The sequence below is a fragment of the Actinoplanes sp. NBRC 101535 genome (assembly GCF_030269225.1).
GTDB classification, from domain to species: Bacteria; Actinomycetota; Actinomycetes; order Mycobacteriales; family Micromonosporaceae; genus Actinoplanes; species Actinoplanes rectilineatus.
Genome location: NZ_BSSY01000009.1, coordinates 24,562 through 43,189 on the forward strand (window position 1 = coordinate 24,562; position 18,628 = coordinate 43,189).

Genomic DNA, 18,628 nt, shown 5'->3' on the forward strand with positions numbered 1-18,628 from the left:
AGCACCCGGTCAGCGGTGGGCCGTCAGGGATGGGTACGCGCCTCACGCCGGGTTGGCTCAATGCCGACCGGAAAATCTCCGAGTGTGGGAGGGGGATAGGTTCACCGGGTGCGTGTGGAAGATGTGGTCACGGTGATCGGCATCGGTGCCGGCGGGTGGCCGGATCTCTCGGGTACGGCTCGAAGCGCCCTCACCGGCGCCGAGGTGCTGTTCGGTGGCCCCCGTCAATTGGATCTCGTGCCGCAGCAGGTGAGCGCGCGCCGCGTCGCCTGGCCGTCTCCGCTGGTCCCGGCACTGCCCGGACTCCTGGAGGCGGAACGCGGGCAGCGGATCTGCGTGCTCGCCAGCGGTGACCCGATGTTCCACGGGATCGGCGCCACTCTCTCCCGGCTGATCGGCCCGGACCGTCTGCGCGTACTGCCGCACCCCTCGTCGGTGTCGCTGGCGGCAGCCCGTCTGGGCTGGGATCTTGCCACCGCCGACGTGGTGAGCTTGGTCACCGCACCGGTCGCCGCCCTCGGCCGGGTCCTCAGTCCGGGCCGCCGGATCCTGGTGCTCTCGGCCGGCGCGCACACCCCGGAGGCGGTCGCCGGGCTGCTCGCCGACCGGGGTTTCGGCTCGTCGGCGATGACCGTTCTGGAACAGCTGGGCGGTCCGGCCGAACGGGTCGTCACCGGCACGGCCGGCACGTGGGTGCTCCCACCCGGCGATCCGCTCAACGTGATCGCGGTGGAGTGCGGCGACGGGCCGCCGGCCTCGTGGGTGGCCGGTCTTCCCGATGACGCGTACGCCGGAGACGGCCAACTCACCAAGCGGGAGGTCCGGGCGGTCACGCTGGCCGCCCTCACCCCCTCCCCCGGTGCGCTGCTCTGGGACGTCGGCGCCGGTTCGGGAAGCATCGGCATCGAGTGGATGCGGGCGCACCCGTCCTGCCGCGCGGTCGCCGTGGAGTCGTCGGCCGACCGGGCCGCCACGATCACCGCGAACGCCGCCGCGCTCGGGGTGCCCGGCCTGCGCGTGGTGCACGGCCGCGCCCCGGACGCGCTGGACGGCCTGCCCACCCCCGACACGATCTTCATCGGTGGCGGACTGACCCGCGACGGCGTCCTGGACAGCTGCCTGGCGGCGTTGCGCCCGGGCGGCCGGCTGGTGGTCAACGCGGTGACGGTCGAGTCCGAGGCCGCGGTCGCCGCCGGTTACGCCCGGCTCGGCGGTGAGCTGACCCGGCTCACCGTGCAGCGCGGCTCGCCGGTCGGCGGCTTCACCGGCTGGCGTTCGTTCATGCCCGTCACGATCTGGTCGGTGGTGCCACGATGACCGTTCACTTCATCGGCGCCGGTCCCGGCGCCGCCGATCTCATCACCCTGCGCGGCCACCGGCTGATCGCCGCCGCGCCGGTCTGCCTGTACGCCGGCAGCCTGGTCCCGGCCGAGCTCCTCGACGCCTGCCCGCCCGGCGCCCGCAAGGTCGACACCGCGAACCTGAACCTGGACGAGATCGTCGCCGAGATGGTCGCCGCACACCGGGCCGGCCACGACGTCGCCCGTCTGCACTCCGGTGACCCGTCGGTGTTCAGCGCGGTCGCCGAGCAGATGCGCCGGCTCGACACGGCCGGCGTGCCGTACGACGTGACCCCCGGGGTTCCGGCGTTCGCCGCCGCGGCCGCCGCGCTGAACCGTGAGTTCACCGTGCCCGAGGTGGCGCAGACGGTGATCCTGACCCGGACCGCGGAGCGCGCCACCGCGATGCCGCCCGGCGAGGACCTGGCCACCCTCGGGGCGAGCCGGGCCACCATGGTGCTGCACCTGGCCGTGCAGCGGATCGACGCGGTGGTCGCCGACCTGGTCGGCAACTACGGCACGGACTGCCCGGTCGCGGTGGTGGCCCGGGCCAGCCGTCCGGACGAGCTGATCGTGCGCGGCACCCTGGCCGACATCGCCGCCCGGGTGAAAGAGGCCGGGATCAAGCGGACCGCGGTGATCGTGGTCGGCGCGGCACTGACCGCGGGACAGTTCCCGGACAGCCACCTGTACTCCACCGACCGCTGCCGGCCGTGAGGATCCTGCTGCTCGGCGGGACCACCGAGGCACGGCGGCTGGCCGGTCTGCTGGTCGCGGACGGGCACACGGTGATCAGCTCGCTGGCCGGCCGGACCCGGGATCCGCTGCTACCCGCGGGCGCGGTGCGGATCGGCGGGTTCGGCGGGGCGGACGGGCTGGCCGGCTACCTGCACGACGAGCGGATCGCCCTGGTCGTGGACGTGACCCATCCGTTCGCGGAACGGATCACGGCGAACGCGGTGGCGGCGACGGGTGCTTCCGGCGTACCCCTCATGATCGTGCGCAGGGAGGGCTGGAGCGCCGCGCCGGGCGACGAGTGGCACCGCGTCGCGTCGCTCACCGCAGCCGCCGCCGCGCTCCCCCGGCTCGGCCGGCGCGTCTTCCTGACCACCGGCCGACAGGGCCTGGCCGCCTTCGCCGCGGTGGACGACTGCTGGTTCCTGGCCCGTTCGGTGGAGCCGCCGGACCCGCCGGCGCCGCGTCGGATGACGGTGCTGCTGGACCGGGGACCGTTCACCGCCGCCGGCGAACGGGAGCTGATGCGCGGCCACCGCATCGACGTGCTGATCACCAAGGACAGCGGCGGCTCGGACGCCAAACTGGTCGCGGCCCGCGACCTGGGTCTGCCGGTGATCGTGGTGGACCGCCCCCGGCTCCCGGACGTGCCGGTGCTTGCCACGCCGGAGGAGGCCGTCGCGGCGATCAGACAACGATCGGTCGCCTGACCCCACCGGGGGTGCGGAAAACCGACAGTTCCGCCGGGGCTGATCGATGGCAGGCTCGTTCCATGGCGGTCCGGGCGCTGCATGCCGAGCTGAGTGCGGTCCGTGCCCTGGTCGCGGACGGACTCGCCGAGGTCACCGGTGCGACCAGCGACCCTGGGCGGTTCTGGATCCGGTCGGCGTGCGCGCGGCTGGCCCTGCTCGACGAGGTCCTGGTGGAGGCGGCCGGCGTGCCGCAGGCGTGGATCCGGCTGCCGGTCGCGACGGTGGCCTGCTTCGCGACGGTGGCCACGGCCGTCGCCCTGGCCGGGCTGGCGGGTCTGGGGATCGCCGGGACGCTGCTGGCCGCGGGCGTGGCGCTGCTCGTGCTCGCGGCGGCGACGCCCTGGGTGTGGCGCCGGGCCGTCCGCGCGCTGGGCCGGCGGCGGCTGGGCGGGCTGCCGGACAAGTCACCGGCCGTCCTGCTCCACGACGTGCCGGAGAGCCTGATCCGGGCCCGGGGACGGCTGGTGTCGGCGACACTACGGCAGGCGGGCTCCGGGCACTGGAGTGTCGCGGAGTTGCGGCACGCCGCCCGCGCGGACCCGGTGATCCGCCGGCTGGCCCACGCCGACCTGCTGCTCTGCCAGGCGATCGACTGCCTGGAACGCCATCTCGACGACCTCGCGAACGGGTGGCCGTGACAAGACGATCTGCCGATCCGGCACGGACTCCGGACGACGGGGTGTCCGTGCGGAGACGACTGCGCGGAATCATCCGTGAGCTCGACGCCGCGGTGGTCGACGCGCAGGTCCGGGACTGGACGGCGGACCGGCCGGACCGGGTCACGTTCGCACGGCTCGGGCAGGCCCGGGCCGAGACGTCCACCGCCGCCCGGCGTTACCGGGCCACCCCGATTCCCGTCGACCCGTGGGCGGTCGCGGCCGGGGCGGGCGGGTTCATACTGGTCACGGTGCTAGCCGGGGTGGCCGGCGTGCCGCTGCGTCCAGTGACGACGGGTGTGGTGGCGGTGGCCGGACTGTGGGCCGGGGCCGCCTGCCTGGCGATCCTGCACCTGGTACGCCGGCGGCGGGCTCGGCAGGCGTACCCCGGTGCGGCTCTGGTCGACGAGGCGACGTTCCATCCGGTGCTGCGGGAACGGCTCGACGCCTGCGCGGGGAGCGCCCGCAACGACGACGTCTATCGCCGTCGTTCCGCGGCGGCCGATCTGGAGTACGCACTGGACTGGCTCGCCGCCGCCCAGCAGGTCCCGCATCCGTGACTCGGTCAGTGCCTGCTCGGTAAGGGATGGCTGGGTTGCGGCGTGGCCCAGCCATCCCTTACCGAGCAGGCACTGTGTGACGCCGCGGGTTGCCGGACCGCCCACGAACACCGGCCCGGCAACCCTGTGTGTCACCGGTTCCTAACGGCCACCGGTGAGAACCGAGACCGGCTTCGGCGCCACGACCGGCGGCAGCTTCTTGCCACCCACCGCGGACGACGACAGCACCGACGGGTCCTCCGGAACCGTCAGCTTCTCGGTGAACGGCTGGTGCTCCGCCTTGCAGACGGTGCCCTTCGCCGGCAGCTTCCCGCCCAGCAGGTACTGGTCGATCGCGCTCGTCGCGCAGACGCCCGTCCCGTACGCGGTGTGCCCCCAGTTGTCGCTGGACAACAGCCGCGAGTTCGGCACCAGCCTGCTCGACGACACGGACGCGGCGTAGTTCGTCGCCGGGTCCCAGTAGTTGCCGATGAGCAGCACCGGTGCGGCGGTCTGCTTGTTGAACGGCCCCTTGTACGCGTCCTCGTCCCGGACGGTCCACGTGGAGCTCGCGCACTGGGCACTCAACCAGCCCCACGGGCGGCCGAAGTACTTGGCGGTCAGGTCACGGGTCGCCGTGGCGGCCGGCCAGCTCGACGCGTTCTTCGGGTGCGTGCCGTCCGTGCAGATCACCGAGGCCTGCGCCTCGAAACTGTTGTCGTACGGGAAGTCGTACCCGATCGACTTGGCGGTCTGAACCCGCTGCAGCACCGACTTCTTCGCCACGGCCGCGGTCGCACCGCCGTCGATGAGCGCCTTCAGGTCCGCCGCGAGTTGCATGACGTTCTCACCCGCGTACGGCGAATAGAGGTAGCTCAGTGAGGCGCCGATGAAGTCGGCATAGGTGATCTTCGCGGTGCCCGTCTCGTCGGTGATCACCAGGGGCTTGGCCCGCAGGCTCTTCGCGATCGCCTCGAAGTTCTTCGCCGGGTCGCCCGCGGCGAACGCGCAGTACTCCTCGCCGGCCGCGTCACACCGCTTGAAGATCTCCTTCAGCGCCGCCCACGCCCCGTCCGCGGACCGCATCCGGGCGTCCAGGATCTTGCTGCCGGTGCCGCCGGCCCCGGTCCACTGCCGCGGGTCGATGTTGCCGTCCACCGCGATCGCGCGGAACCGGTCCGGGAACATGTTCGCGTAGTACTGCCCCAGCGCGGTGCCGTAGCTGAAGCCCAGGTAGGACAGCTTCTTGTCGCCGACCGCGCGGCGCATCAGCTCCATGTCCCGGGCCACCTCGGCCGTCGACATGGCACCGGCGAGGGTCTTGCCGGTGGTCGAGCACGCCTTGCCGAACGCCTTCGCCGACTTGACGTACTTCGCCTCCTCGGTCTTGCCGAGAGGGAAGGCCACGTTCATGCCGCTGAGGACCGCGGTCTGGTCCTTGACCGACCTGAAGCACTTGATGTTGGCGCTCGCCCCGATGCCACGGGGGTCGACACCGACGATGTCGAAACGCTCCAGCACCGAGTCGCTCAGGAAGTACGGCGCGTACAGGGCGAAGTCGGTGGCCGAACCACCCGGGCCGCCCGGGTTGAGGAACAGACTGCCGATCTTCGTCTTCTGGTTCTTCGCCTTGACCCGCAGCACCGCGATCTCGGTCTTGGCGCCCTTGGGTTTGTCGTAGTCGAGCGGCACCTTCACGGTGGCGCACTCGGCGATCTCGTAGCACTTGTACCAGCCCAGCTTCGGCGTGGGCAGCGTGTCCAGGCGCTTCTTCTCGGCCTTGCTCGTGGTGGCGGGTTTCGCCGCGGCGGTGGCCTTCGCCTCAGCAGCGGCCGGACCGAACGCGGATGCCGGGACGGACGCGCTCACCGCGAGGGCGACACCGGCAACCCCGGCGATCAATAAGCGCGGGCGTGGGAGTGGCATGCAGTTCCCCCTTTTCTCGAGACGCCCGCATCGTAGGAGGCCGATGCACCCCACCCGGACTGCCGATGTGCGACGCGACACCCCTCCGCAGGTCACGGCCCTTTCCCCGCGTCAGGATCACCCGAACGGGTCCCCCGAAGGGTTGCGGGAGACACACCAGGGGGGTGACAAGTTCCTCGCGTTCTTTGGCACAGTGGACGGATGCTGACCGACGTGGACCTGCCCGCGCCCGGACTGCTCTGGACCCGCTGGGCGACGCTGAGCGCCACGCTGACCGCGATCGGCCACACCGGCGTGTGGTCGATCGACGACCGCGGCGCCCGCCTCGACGACCCGTCCGGAGGCTGGGCCCGGTTCGCCCTGCTCGACGGGCGGCGGGCCGTGCTCTACGGCCATCATCGTGAGCACAGCGCCACCGCCCGGACCGATCCGCCGCTCGACCTGCTCACCGGCGCACCGGACTGGCTGCCCTGGGACGAGCTGACCCCGCTCCACCTGGGCTTCATGATCTGGCACGAGAGCGGCCGGTGGTCCCGGGTCCGCTACCGCGACGGCCTGCAGGACGGGATGACGGCGCTGCTCGGCACGCTGCTCACCGGGGACGCGACGGCGGCCGCCCTGGCCGGGGTGGTGACCGACCGCCGTGACCTGCTCGAAGCGGACCGGCGCGACGAGGTGCGGGCGGCGGGCGAGCGTCTGCTGCACGCCGCGGTCCGGACCGAGATCGCCGCCGTACACCTGCAGGATCTGCTCGACCATCTGACGCTCACGTCGTCCGATGACGCGTACTCCTTGAAACTGAACATCTCGGGCGCCTTGCAGGTGGCGGCCTCCGGCGGCCTCACCCCCGGCAGCCGGGCACCCCGCATCGCACCCGGCAGCCGGCCCCCGATGCGCCGCGTCCGCCGGCTCAGCAACGGCGAACACGACCGTCTCGTCTGGTCCGCCATGCACGACGCCACCGAACTCCGCCGTCCGTCCCCACCCACCACCGCCGAACTGGACGCCCTGCTCGCCTGGCTCCGAGAGCGCTCCCCCGGCAAGGACGGCCGGTACACCCTGCTCGCCTACGCCGACGCCACCAGTTTCAGCACGCAACCCGGCGACGCCCCACCCGCCGACCACCCCGGCGAAGAACGGTTCACCGCGTTCCGCCGCATGACCGAACTGGTCCGGAACCTGCGCCGCGCCGAATCCGACCCGCGCTACGGCCGCTGGCTCTTCCTCCGCGTCGAAACCGGCCCCACCGGCGTCCAGGTGGAACGCCGCTACGACTCCTGGCCCCCGTGGTGGCACGACGACGGCGTCTCCGGCCCGTGGCGCACCAACCTGCAGGACGAGATGGACGCCCGCCACCTGTCGTGGCGCCCCGACTGGGCACCGCTGCTGGATCCCGAGGTCGCCTACAAACCCACGTCGTGAGGCGCGGGCGCCTTTCTCCCGCCTTCCCTGGTGTACGCCTCAAAGCACTCCCGCACCCGCCCGCCCAGCCACCCCTTCGCCCCGCGCTGTACCGATCGTGGCGCGACAGCCACCTACCGAGGCGCTTCCCCACTGGTTTCCCTCCCCCGACGCCCCATTCACCGATAGCCCCCCGGACACGCCGATCTTGGTGCGCTGACCACCGTCGGCGGTGGTCAGCGCACCAAGATCGGTGCTGGATGACGCGGCGGGCGGCGCGGGTCGTAAGGGAGGCGCGCTGGGTGCTTCTTGGATGAGCCCCAAGACGAGGGAGTGCCCTTACGGTGACGTCCCGGACTTCGCGGTCGGGCGCCGCTGAGTGCGGGTCACCGTGCCTGACCTCACGCTGAAGAACCTGACGCCATTGACGATCCCGACAACGTTGAGGAACCGGTCTGTCAGCGGGGTTTGCCGGCGCGCAGGAGGTCCAAGGATTTCGCCAGGCGGCGGGCCCGGGTCTCGGCGGTCTTCGCCGACGTCAACTGGTCGGCGTGCCAGCGCTGGTTGCTGAACGAGACGGTGTCCCAGAAGGCGCGCACCTCAGGTTCCGCGTCAAGCGCCGCTTTCAGGTCGTCCGGCACTTCGACAGTCCGCGGGGCCTCGTCCAGCGCGACGGTCACGTCGTAGATCTGGCCGCCCTCGATGCCGGCGGCTTTCCGACGGTCGGCGCTGACGCCCAGCCAGTACTCCCCGCCCATCTTCGCGATCGACGACCGGAACTCGAACCCGTTGACTGTCACGACCACTTTGGGACGGCCGCCGCCGCCCAGCCCGGTCACCAGATCATCGGCCACCCGGAACCCGGTCGTGGAGCCCCCGGTCCGTTCCAGCTCTCCCCGAAACTCCATGCCGCCACCCTAGAGTACCGACCACTGCACGGAGGGTGCTCGCAACCGGAATGGCCGACCGGAGGAACGGGACGGGCGACACCATTGCCACCACTGCATATCGTGGAGAAAAATAAATGCACACGATACTGCCGGCCCACCGCCGACCGACCTGAATGATCACCGAAGAGGCAGGTCAAGCGAGCGCTATGTTACCACGTTCAAACAACTTCCGGGGCGGATACCGGCTCAGCCGATGAGGGAATAAGGGTTGGTGAAAATTGTCACCGCGCGATACTGTCGGGGCCGGAGTCGACCCGTGGTTCCGGTAACGCATCCCCCAGCGTCTCGGCTACTAGGGAGTAAGTGGTGGAGAACTAGCAGATGGATCATCAGAACTGGCGCAGGCAAAAGGCGGTGGGCTCTCGGTGCAGGCCGAGAATCCACCGCCTTTTTCATCCGGCGGCCCGGGCGGACGGCCCGGAATCCGGCATCGCGGCGCTTCCTGGATTCGTCTTCGCATCGCATGATCGAACCACCTCTCGGCCGGACGAAGCACACCGAAGAACATTCGCTCAGTTATCCATTTCCAACCTCTCGCCGGGCGCACTTCTCCCTGAGGAATTCACTGGGCGAGCCTAGTTGAACCGGCAGGAAAATGCAGCGAGACGCCACCATTTACATTAATTCGGGGGAGAGGCCGCTTCCCTGAGCGACCACTTCGTCACCTTGGGTACCTGCCGTCGCGTCACCTCGGGTACTTCTCGTCGTTCCAGATGAGTTCGTATCGCGCGCCCACCCGCGGCTTCTCAATGGCGTAGACCGCCTCACCGGTCACCGAGTCGACCCGGATCGCCTTCTCCGCCGAGATGTCCCATGCGCCGTCGCTGCTCTTCGACCAGGACCATTCGACGGCCCGCACCTCGGCCGGCCGGATGCCCGGCGGGAAGATCACCCGCAGCTTCAGGGTGCCGAGCGGATCCGTGACGGTCTTCGCCAGCGTGGGCCGGAAGGTCCGGTCGACGTCGTGCAGATCCTGCAGGATCTCCAGATCCGCCGTCGCGCCCTTGTTCAGCGGGCGGTCGAGAACGATGTAGTAGTAGCGCCACGGAAGATCCCATGCGCTGAGTCCCGGACGGGAGATCTCCGGGACCAGCGTGTGACCGCCCAGCACCCTGGGCGGCGGATTCTCTCCCGTCCCACTCCAGATATAACGGTTCCGGAACCTCTCGACCTTGTTCTTGTTGGCCCGGATCGTCACCTTCACGGTCTGCTGCTGTTTGAGGACGTCGTGCGGGTCGAACTCGTAGACGTACTCGGCACTCTCCCAGGAATACTCGGCGGGCTTTCCTATCCAGGCTCGCATGGCCAGCGTTCCGGCCAGAAGACCGCCGCCGAAGGTGAGCAGGCCGGTCGACGCGTACGAGACCAATGTGGGTATCGGACCGTCGGAGATGGCGTAATTGACCGACGCGTAGACCGCACCGGCCACCACCACGGCGAGCCAGCCCAGATTCCTGGCGATTCCCACCCACGCCCCGACGCTCCTGGCTCGGTCGCGAAACTCGATGAACATCGATTCCCCTATGAAGGCTGCCGGTTGATGCCCGGCCCCGTCTCCGGGCCTACAAAGGAAACCAGAAGTGTGGGCGTCCGACTATTCCCCGGAAGTGCTCATGCGATGGGCGGAGCGAGTTCGACGACCAGGGCGGGCAGACCCATCCGGCCGGACAGGGAATGGACCAGTTCGCGGATGTACGGGTGGGCGATCTCGATCAGTCCCACCGCCCCGAAGGCTTTCAGCTGGCCCTGGGTCAGCGGCGGATCGTCGGGGACGCCGACCACAGCGTTCAGGCGGATCTTCACGCTGAAGAACTTCTGGCCGGTGCCGTCCTGGCCTTCCAGCTCGTACGAGCAGGCGTACACCATGTGCCCGGCGATCGGGGACATCTCGCGCTGCAGGTCGACCAGCAGCACCGTGAGGGGCGGCCTGACCATCGGGAGCACGAGTTCGGCGTCGAGTTTGCGGAGTCGCAGGTCGACCAGGGACGCTCGACGGAGGACCTGGTCGGAGGCTTCGCGGAGGTCGGGCCGCGCTCTCACCCGGCGGTTACCGCCTCGCTCATCATGCGGACGAAACGGTCGTCGGTGGCGACGCCGACCTGCACGTCGTCGACTCGGGTGCGGTCGGCGCGGAGCAGGACGGGCACCCCGGCCCGGGTGACGATCTCCGGGCCGACGCGGAATCCCCAGGCTGCGGCGTCGCCTCGGCGGACCTCGGTGCGGGAGTTCGCCTTGTACGGCAGGGTCCGGTGTTCCCAGGAGGTGAAGTGCTGGGTGGAGCCTTCGCGGAGGATCAGTTCGAGGCTGCAGCCGAGAACCCGGGCGTAGGTCTGCAGGGTGGACAGCCGGGCGTCGGTCACGCCGTTCTCCAGTTCGGACACTGCCGACTGGGAGAGGGCGAGGGCGGCGGCGGCCCGGTCCTGGGTCATCTTGCGGCGCCGGCGCACCCGGACGAGGGCCTGGATCAGTCCGTCGCGGGCCCGGCAGTCGCGGGCGGACGGCGGGAAGCGCCATCGGTCGAGCAGGCCACCCCGGGGTTCGACCAGTGCGTTCTCCGTCGCCGGGCTTCTCAGCGCGATCTCATTCTCCGCCACAGATCCCACCTCCGTCGGCCACCTCCGTCGCACCCCGGCCACCGCTTGCCTGCCCCGACCGGCCGGCAACAATCATTCTTGCCCTTTTTGTCCGCAAAAATCGGACAAGGCACCGTGCGTGTCGTCAGAACACAGAAGCGTGTCGCCAGAACGCCGAAGGCGTGTCGTCAGAACACAGAAAGAACGTGCTGGCGCCGAGCGTGTCGCGGCGCCAGCACGGTCAAACGGACAAGGTGTGCGAGTCGACGTGCACACTGATCGATCGGCCGGGCCGAAGCTGACCGAAAATGCGATGGTCAGGAGGGACGGTCCAGGAAGGTCAGCCGGGCCCGTTTGTGGTCCAGGTCGATCTCCGGCCCCAGGGTGAAACCCTCCCGCCGCAGACGGCCGATCATGCGCTCGTTGCGGACGTCAGGCTCGGCGACGATCCGCAGGCGGGACGGTTCGGCGAACAGCCAGTCCATCAGGACCGGGAAGACCGCACTGGTCACGTGCGGCAGCACCCGGTCACCCGCGTCCAGCAGCAGGTGCATGCCGAAGTCGCCGGGCCGTACCTCGTAGAACGCGCCCACCGGGTCCTCGGCCGGCTCGTACGTCTGGAAGATCCCGATCGGCTCGTCGTCCAGTTGCAGCAGGTACGCGTGATGCGTGTCCAGCCCCGCCAGGAACTCGTAGATGTCGCGGACCTCGTCGAGAGTGTTCGACCCCATCCCCCAGAACCGGTTCCGCGGCTTGGTGACCCACGCGTGCACGACCGCACCGTGGGCTGCCGGGTCGAGCGGGATCATGCTGAGTTCCCCGAGCCCGGGCAACGACGACGACAGCAGATGCATGGTCAGGTCCTCCGGCGGCGAGACGGGTGAAGCCCGGTCGTCGAACACAGGGATCAGCTCGCCGCGGGACCAGAGCGGCAACTGGTCCAGGAAGTGCGGCGAGGACGGATCGCCGGACGCGCCGAACGGGACGATCCAGCCGCTGCGGGAACGGTCGGTCAGGTCCCAGACGTACCGGGCGACCGGTCCCCGCCAGCACACGTCGGTGACCCCGGGGATGCTCGCGGTGTTGAGTACGCAGTCCCCGGAACCGCCCAGCCTGATCGTCGGAAGGGACACCGACAGCCCGGGCAGCTGGACCGCGTGCAGCAGGTGCCGGTCGCCCCACGACGCGGACGAGTCCACCGCCGCCGGGTCGGCGAGCGTGGCCGGGTCCAGGCCGAGGCCCGCCAGGACGCCGTCGAGGGCGTACCCGATCCGGGCCCGCGGGTCGGTCCACGGGGCGAACAGCGGGTCGTGGCCGGACGGTTCGAACAGCGGCGCGAGGGCCGGATGCTCGTGCAGGGCCCGGGCCACCGCGGCCCGCCACGCCGCCTGCCGGCCGGCCTCCAGCGAGTCCACCGGGTACGCCGTGTCCATGTGGATCGTGCGCGGGCCGGCGCCGGCGTCGAGCAGGGCACGGATCCGTTCGGCCCGCAGGGGCGGGGCGAAGTCGATGCCGTGCATCGCGGTGTCCGGCCGGCGGTCGTTGGCGTTGACGGCGTCCGGGACCTGCTCGCGGGCCAGGTCGGCCCAGCCGGTCTTCCACTCGTACCGGGAGTCCCAGGCGGGGACCGGGTACCACCGGTTGCGGTCGTCGCGGACCGGCACCCGGCCGGCGGTGAGCTGCAGGATCCGGCCGGTCGTGTCGGCGGTCAGGACGCTGTTGACCGGTTCGACCCAGTGCGCGAACGCGTCGGCGACGTCGTCCGCGGTTCTCGCCCGCAGCAACGGCAGCAGGGTGTCGAAGCCGGTCTCGAGGGCGGCTCGTGCCGGGGTCCGCAGGCTCAGTGGACCGTCGACGACCGGGCCACGTGGCGTCTCCACCACGTCGATGGTGATCGGGTCGGCGTCGCGTACGAAAACGGTCTCCTGAAGGACGAGCGCCGCCTCCCAGCCGCCCGGGCCCCGGACCTCGGTCCCCGCCGGGCCCTGCCGCACCTCCTCGGTGAAAAGGTCCTGATAGTCGGCCATCGCGTTGGTGACCGCCCAGGCCACCGTCCCGGTGTGCCCGAAGTGCTGCACGCCGGGCACGCCCGGGAAGGTCAGCCCGGCCACGTCGAACTCCGGGCAGGAGAGGCGGACCTGCTGGTAGATCCCGGGGAGTTCGAGGACCCGGTGCGGGTCTCCGGCGATCAGGCCGGGCACCGCCCAGGCGTTGCTCCCGGAACCGTCCGGGCCCTCGACGGCGAACCATTTCACCGCCTCCGGCCCGAGCGTACGGGCGACGTGCGCCCGCCACATCTTGCTGGGGAACGTGCCGAACAGGATGTTCTGCACCAGGAACACCCCGATCGAGGACCAGGGGTGCCAGCCGACACCGGCCGCCCGGACGCCGTTCGCATACGCCTCCAGGAAGGCGCGGCTCTCCCCGGACAGGTTGGCGAACGAGCGCCGGGCGGTGTCGTCGAGCCGGGCCCGGCGGGCGAAGACGTCCCAGCCCGCCTCCTCGGCTCCGGCGATCTCGGCGAGGGTGCCCTCCGAGCGTCGCCGCTCGACCGTGAGTTGCCGTCCACGGTCGGTTGCGGTCACCCGCCCCTGAAGATAGGCCAGCTCGAGGACCGAGCCGGCCCGCAGGTGCGGGATCCCGTAGTCGTCGCGTCGGAGCCTCATGAAGCTATCGGGTTGTCTAACGTCCCGGCGAAGATGAGGGAGCTCGCCTGGTCGGTGAGGTCCACCATCTGCAGCGTGTTGCGCAGTTGCAGCCGGTTCAGGCAGGAGTGCGCGAAGGTCGGCCGGAACAGGTCGAGGCGCCCGGCCAGCGTCGGGTGGTCCTTGGCGTGTTCGCGCACGCAGTCGCCGACCAGGGTCCAGAACTCGCGTTCGGGCAGCACGCCGTCGCCGTCCAGGATCCCGCCGAGGTGCCGCAGGAAGCCGTCGAAGACGTCCGTGAAGATCGCCAGTTCCTTGAGCTCGTCGGTGACGTCGACCCGGATGCGTTCCACCTCGGGCGGCAGCGGCTGGTCGTTCATCACCGCCACCTCCTCGCCGATGTCCTTCATGTACACCCGGCGCGGCACGTGGTTCTCCAGCACCAGGATCAGGTTCTCGCCGTGCGGCATGAACACCAGGTCGTGCCGGAGCAGGCAGTGCACCACCGGACGCAGGTAGGCGCGCAGATAGGACGCGACCCAGGCGGCCGGTGTCTCGCCGGACGCCGCGATCAGGGCGCTGACCAGGGAGTTCCCGTCCCGGTCGCGGTGCAGCAGACTGGCCATGGTGGCGAGCCGCTCGCCGTCCCTCAGCTGCGGCACCGGGCTCTCCCGCCACAGAGCGGCGAGCATCTTCGTGTACGCCGAAGGCACGCCCACCCGGTGGTAGGCGTCCCCGGTGTACCCGATCGACGCCAGTTCCCGCAGCACCCCGAATCCGTTGGCCCGGAACTCCTCGTCGCCGGCGACCAGGTCGGCGACCCACTGGTTGATCGCGGGCGTGGCCCTCATGTACTTCGGCGAGAGTCCCCGCAGGAACCCCATGTTCTGCACGGCGATCGCGGTCTTCACGTAGTGCCGGTCCGGCCGGTCCGTGTTGAAGAACGTGCGGATCGACTGCTGTGCCCGATAACGATCGGGGCTTTCGTCGAGCGGCACGATTGCCCGGCGGGCCACGTCGGGGGCGAACGTGACGGTGACCTTGTGCTCCCACTGCCACGGGTGCACCGGCAGGAACCGGTAGTCGGCCGGGTCCAGGCCCTTGGAACGGAGCTGCCGCTCGAAGCGGTCCAGGACATCGGCCCCGAGTTCCGCCGCGTAGAAGTCGCGCTCCGCTCCCCCGTACTCGAAACCGCTCTCGGCCCTGAGGACCGCCACCCAGCGCAGGCGGACCGGGCTGCCGGTCTCGGGAGCGAAGCTCTCGTGATCGCGCAGACCGAAACCGATCCGGCCGTTGTTGGCCACGAAACCGGGGTGTCCCTCGGTCATCGCCGCCTCGATCGTCTGGAAGCCGGCGTGCACCAGTTCCTCGGCGGTCTCCCGCCGGTGGGTGATCTTCCAGGCGGTGCCGCCCAGCGTCGCGGAGATCTCCTCGAGGTACGTGCCCAGCAGCTTCTCCGGAATGCCCAGCGTCTCGCGCAGTCCCGAGATGAAGTCGAGGGCGTTGTCACAGCCCCGGATCGAGGCCGGGTCGACCACCCAGTGCTCCAGGGCGAACCGTTTCGCCGCGAACTCGATCTCGCCGAATCGGAAGTGTCCGTCCTTCGTGACGACCGGGCTGATGAGACGCTCATGGCTGAACTCGGCGATCGCTTTCGCGATCAACCGGCGGTGGGCGAGAGCGATCGTCGCCGGGTTCAGGTGCGGGACGCTCATCGCGTACGCCGCCCGCGTGCAGAAACTGAGCCGCGCGACCTTGTCGTGCAGCGTGACGTGCCGCTCCTCGACGAAGCCGACCTCGGCGTTCTTGCGTTCGATCGCCTCGTTGCGCACGTCCGGCTCGACCACCACGCGCGCGATCCGCGGGTCGGCGAAGCAGAAGTCCATCACCGCGCGCATCACCGCGGAGGTGAGGCCGGACCGTTTCCGGGTCGGCGGCGCGACCAGCACGTGCATGCCCACGTCGCCGGGCGCGACGTCGTAGTGCTCGGCCAGTTCGCTGTGCGCCGGGTCGTAGGTCTCGGCGAGGAACACCGGGACGTCGTCGTCGTCGAGCCCGATCCACGCGTGGTGGTGCGGGTTGTCGGCGATCTTCTGGTACTCCGCGCGGACCCGGTCCGGGGAGGCGCCCTGCAGGCCCCAGTAGTGCGAGCGCGGATGGGTCACCCACGCGTGCAGCAGGTCCAGGTCGCGGTCGAGATTCAGGGGTACGAGCCTCATCGGTTCACCAACGCTCGGGGGATGTCGGCGCTTCCGACGCCGAACTGCTGGAAGGCGATCGACTCCTCGATCTTGTAGATCTCCCGGCCGGTGATCGCCTTGAGGATCACGGAGTTGCGGTACGGCCCCATGCCCAGGTCCGGGGCGGTGACACTGTGCGTGTGCTCCTCGGCGTTCTGCACGAACACCTCGCTGCCGTCGACGTCGACGGCGTAGTCGACCGCCACGTCGAGGCGGCCGCGGGCGTCCCGCTTGATCCGGTCGCTGATCGGATCGAGGAAGGACGGGACGCGGGGGGTGTACCCGGTGGCCAGGATCAGGCCCTGCGTGCTGGCCGTGAACGAGCGTCCCTGTTCGGCGTGGTTCAGGGCGAGGGTGTACCGCTGTTCGGCCTCGTCCCAGATCACGCCCGCAAGTGACGTGCCGGTGAGCAGCGTGGTCGGCACCGGGCCGGCCAGGCTCTTCGCGTAGAGCGTCTCGTAGATGGCGTCGACCAGGTCACCGCTGATGCCCTTGTAGAGGTTGCGCTGTTCACGGCCGAGCCGGTCGCGCACCTCCATCGGCAGTCCGTGGTGGTACCGGATGTACTCCGGCGAGGTCATCTCGAGGGTGAGTTTGGTGTACTCCATCGGGAAGTACCGGGGCGAGCGGGTGATCCAGCTCAGGTGGTACCCGCGGGTGTCGATCTCGGCGAGCAGATCGTGGTAGATCTCGGCCGCGCTCTGCCCGCTGCCGATCACCGTGATCGAGTCGAGCTCCCGCAGCCGCTCCCTGTTCTGCAGGTAGTCGGCGCTGTGCACGTACGGGCCCTGGTCCGCGACGGCCGGCACCCGCGGCTCGGTGCCGATGCCCACTACCAGCTTCGACGCCCGGTAGGTCTCGCCGCCGGTGTGCACCAGGTAGGCCTCACCGTCGTGCGTGACGCTGTCCACCCGGGTGTTCCAGTGGATCGACGACAGCTGGCCGGCCACCCACTTGCAGTACGCGTTGTACTCGGCCCGCAGCGGGAAGAAGTTCTCCCGGATGTAGAACGGGTAGAGCCGCCCGACCTGCTTGAGGTAATTGAGGAAGCTGAACCGTGACGTCGGATCGGCCATGGTGACCAGGTCCGCCATGAACGGCACCTGGATGGTCACCCCCTCGATCATCAGCCCGGGGTGCCAGTCGAACGAGTCGCGCTGTTCGAGGAAGACGCCGTCCACGTCGGGCAGGTCCTCGGTGAGAGCGGCCAGTCCCAGGTTGAACGGTCCGACACCGATCGCGACGAAGTCGTGGGTCCGCATCACGCCATCACCGCCGCGATCTCGTTCCGGCCCAGCATCTCGCGGCCGATCTCCCGGATCAGGTTGAGCACGTCGGTCAGGTTCTCGTTCGTGGTGTTCGGGTTGAGGATGGTGAACTTCAGCCAGTAGTGGCCGCCGACGGTGGTGCCCGCGACGATCGCCTGGCCGCCGTGGAACAGCCGCTGCCGCAGCGCCGGCATCAACGTGTCGCAGTCGGCCACGTCCAGGTCCGCGGGACGGAACCGGAACAGCAGCGTGCTGAGCGTCGGTGCGGTGAGCGCCTCGAAGTCCGGGTCGGCCTCGACGAGCCGGTGCGCGTCGCGGGTCCGGTCGACCACGACGTCGAACATGTCGCCGATCTGCTCGGATCCGATGGTGCGCAGGGTCATCCAGAGCTTCAGCGCGTCGAACCGGCGGGTCGTCTGCAGGCTCTTGTCCACCTGGTTGGGGACCGTGGCGGTCCGCGGGTTCAGGTAGTCGGCGTGCACCGCGATCCGGCGCATGGTCTCGCCGCGGCGGACCACCAGGGCGCTGCAGCTGACCGGCTGGAAGAAGCTCTTGTGGAAGTCGACGGTCACCGAGTCGGCCCGCTCGATGCCGTCCAGCAGGTGCCGGCGCCGGGTGGAGACCAGCAGCCCACAGCCGTACGCGGCGTCGACGTGGAACCAGATGCCCTGCTCGGCACAGATCACGGCGATCGTGTCGACCGGATCGATGCGGCCCAGGTCGGTGGTGCCGGCGGTGGCCACGACGGCCATCGGAACGGCGCCGTCACGGCGTACCCCCGCGAGAGCCGCCGCCAAGGCGCCCGGATCCATCCGGCCGGAGTCGTCGGTGGGCACACCGACGACGGCGTCGGCGGCCAGTCCGAGGATGCCGGCCGACTTGCCCACGCTGAAGTGGCTCTCCGCGGTGGCCAGGATGCGCAGCTTCGGGATCGCGGTGGCCCGGTCCTCCTCGATGTGCGCCAGCGTCTCCTCCCGGGCCAGCAGCAGGCCCTGCAGGTTCGACTGGGTGCCGCCACTGGTGAACACGCCGTCGGCGTCCGGCCCGAAGCCGATCCGCCCGGCCGTCCAGTCGATCAGACGGCGTTCGATCAGGGTGCCGGTGGCGCTCTGGTCCCAGGTGTCGACCGACGAGTTCACCGCCGAGATCAGCACCTCGGCGCTGAGCGCCGGGATGGCGACCGGACAGTTCAGATGTGCCACGTAGGTCGGCTCGTGGAACCAGACGGCGTTGTCCAGGTAGAGCCGAGCGACCTCGTGCAGCGCCGCCCCCGTGTCGCCGAGCGGCCGGTCCAGATCGACGGCGTCGACCTGGTCCTGGAGCTCTGCGACGGTAGCGCCGGAGTACGGCTGCCGCACTGCCTTCACCCGGTCGGCCAGCAGCGCTGACGCGTGCCAGACGCCGGACGTGTAACCGTCCAGCGTGGACCCGGAGAAGAGATGCGGGGAAACGGACCCCTCCAACGCAGCCTCCTAAATAAGGTAAGCATTACCTAACTTGAGGGGAGGCTAACCGGCAGGACACGAGAAGGAAACTTGGCTACGGCATCGCGGGGCGTGCCGGGCATGGAGTCGTGCGGCCTTGATCCACTCCACAGGGGTCC

The 18,628-nt window shown here is 70.0% G+C and carries 15 protein-coding genes and 1 pseudogene; 6 read left to right on the plus strand and 10 right to left on the minus strand.

Annotated features, from left to right (window positions below; genetic code table 11):
* The first annotated feature begins 108 nt into the window (after nt 1-108).
* The 5 genes from cbiE (at nt 109) to QSK32_RS24520 (ending at nt 4,043) form a co-directional block, all read left to right on the plus strand.
* Entirely contained in the window at nt 109-1,317 is a 1,209-nt protein-coding gene (gene cbiE, locus QSK32_RS24500; RefSeq protein WP_285473299.1) for a precorrin-6y C5,15-methyltransferase (decarboxylating) subunit CbiE, read from the plus strand.
* Nucleotides 1,314-2,057 (plus strand): precorrin-4 C(11)-methyltransferase, encoded by a 744-nt coding sequence (cobM, locus tag QSK32_RS24505; RefSeq protein WP_045743006.1) that lies wholly within the window; start codon nt 1,314-1,316, stop codon nt 2,055-2,057. Before cbiE ends, cobM begins: the two co-directional genes overlap by 4 nt.
* Nucleotides 2,054-2,785, plus strand: coding sequence for a cobalt-precorrin-6A reductase (locus QSK32_RS24510; protein WP_045743007.1), 732 nt, complete (start codon nt 2,054-2,056; stop codon nt 2,783-2,785). The genes cobM and QSK32_RS24510 overlap by 4 nt, the downstream gene beginning before the upstream one ends.
* Nucleotides 2,786-2,847: 62 nt before the next feature.
* Nucleotides 2,848-3,465: a hypothetical protein gene (locus tag QSK32_RS24515; protein WP_285473300.1), complete on the plus strand. Its 618-nt coding sequence runs from the start codon at nt 2,848-2,850 to the stop codon at nt 3,463-3,465.
* A gap of 47 nt (nt 3,466-3,512) precedes the next feature.
* Nucleotides 3,513-4,043 (plus strand): hypothetical protein, encoded by a 531-nt coding sequence (locus QSK32_RS24520; protein ID WP_285473301.1) that lies wholly within the window; start codon nt 3,513-3,515, stop codon nt 4,041-4,043.
* A gap of 141 nt (nt 4,044-4,184) precedes the next feature.
* Here QSK32_RS24520 and QSK32_RS24525 read toward each other — a convergent pair whose 3' ends face one another.
* Nucleotides 4,185-5,948: an alpha/beta hydrolase gene (locus tag QSK32_RS24525; RefSeq protein ID WP_045743010.1), complete on the minus strand. Its 1,764-nt coding sequence runs from the start codon at nt 5,946-5,948 to the stop codon at nt 4,185-4,187.
* A gap of 201 nt (nt 5,949-6,149) precedes the next feature.
* Between QSK32_RS24525 and QSK32_RS24530 the strand changes: the two genes are divergently transcribed.
* Nucleotides 6,150-7,370 (plus strand): hypothetical protein, encoded by a 1,221-nt coding sequence (locus tag QSK32_RS24530; protein WP_285473302.1) that lies wholly within the window; start codon nt 6,150-6,152, stop codon nt 7,368-7,370.
* Nucleotides 7,371-7,807: 437 nt separating this feature from the next.
* On the opposite strand, the gene QSK32_RS24535 is transcribed toward QSK32_RS24530, so the two are convergent.
* The 9 genes and pseudogenes from QSK32_RS24535 to QSK32_RS24570 form a co-directional block, all read right to left on the minus strand.
* Entirely contained in the window at nt 7,808-8,257 is a 450-nt protein-coding gene (locus QSK32_RS24535; RefSeq protein WP_285473303.1) for a YdeI/OmpD-associated family protein, read from the minus strand.
* A 727-nt stretch (nt 8,258-8,984) separates the two neighbouring features.
* A complete protein-coding gene (locus QSK32_RS24540; RefSeq protein ID WP_157411068.1) occupies nt 8,985-9,767 on the minus strand; it encodes a hypothetical protein in 783 nt (260 codons plus the stop codon).
* A gap of 143 nt (nt 9,768-9,910) precedes the next feature.
* A complete protein-coding gene (locus QSK32_RS24545; RefSeq protein ID WP_045743014.1) occupies nt 9,911-10,339 on the minus strand; it encodes a hypothetical protein in 429 nt (142 codons plus the stop codon).
* Entirely contained in the window at nt 10,336-10,893 is a 558-nt protein-coding gene (locus QSK32_RS24550) for a helix-turn-helix domain-containing protein (protein WP_045743015.1), read from the minus strand. Before QSK32_RS24550 ends, QSK32_RS24545 begins: the two co-directional genes overlap by 4 nt.
* Before the next feature lie 296 nt (nt 10,894-11,189).
* The gene (locus QSK32_RS45755; protein WP_502872554.1) at nt 11,190-11,726 is read right to left on the minus strand and encodes a GNAT family N-acetyltransferase; all 537 of its coding nucleotides are present in this window, start codon (nt 11,724-11,726) and stop codon (nt 11,190-11,192) included.
* A 54-nt stretch (nt 11,727-11,780) separates the two neighbouring features.
* Nucleotides 11,781-13,538 (minus strand): annotated as a pseudogene (locus QSK32_RS24555) (penicillin acylase family protein); the annotation flags it as partial.
* Nucleotides 13,535-15,736: a GNAT family N-acetyltransferase gene (locus QSK32_RS24560; RefSeq protein WP_285473305.1), complete on the minus strand. Its 2,202-nt coding sequence runs from the start codon at nt 15,734-15,736 to the stop codon at nt 13,535-13,537. The pseudogene QSK32_RS24555 and the gene QSK32_RS24560, both read right to left, overlap by 4 nt.
* A complete protein-coding gene (locus tag QSK32_RS24565) occupies nt 15,733-17,019 on the minus strand; it encodes a lysine N(6)-hydroxylase/L-ornithine N(5)-oxygenase family protein (RefSeq protein WP_045743018.1) in 1,287 nt (428 codons plus the stop codon). The genes QSK32_RS24560 and QSK32_RS24565 overlap by 4 nt, the downstream gene beginning before the upstream one ends.
* Complete coding sequence (locus tag QSK32_RS24570; protein WP_285473306.1) at nt 17,019-18,488, minus strand: pyridoxal phosphate-dependent decarboxylase family protein; 1,470 nt, start codon at nt 18,486-18,488, stop codon at nt 17,019-17,021. Before QSK32_RS24570 ends, QSK32_RS24565 begins: the two co-directional genes overlap by 1 nt.
* Nucleotides 18,489-18,628 lie beyond the last annotated feature (140 nt).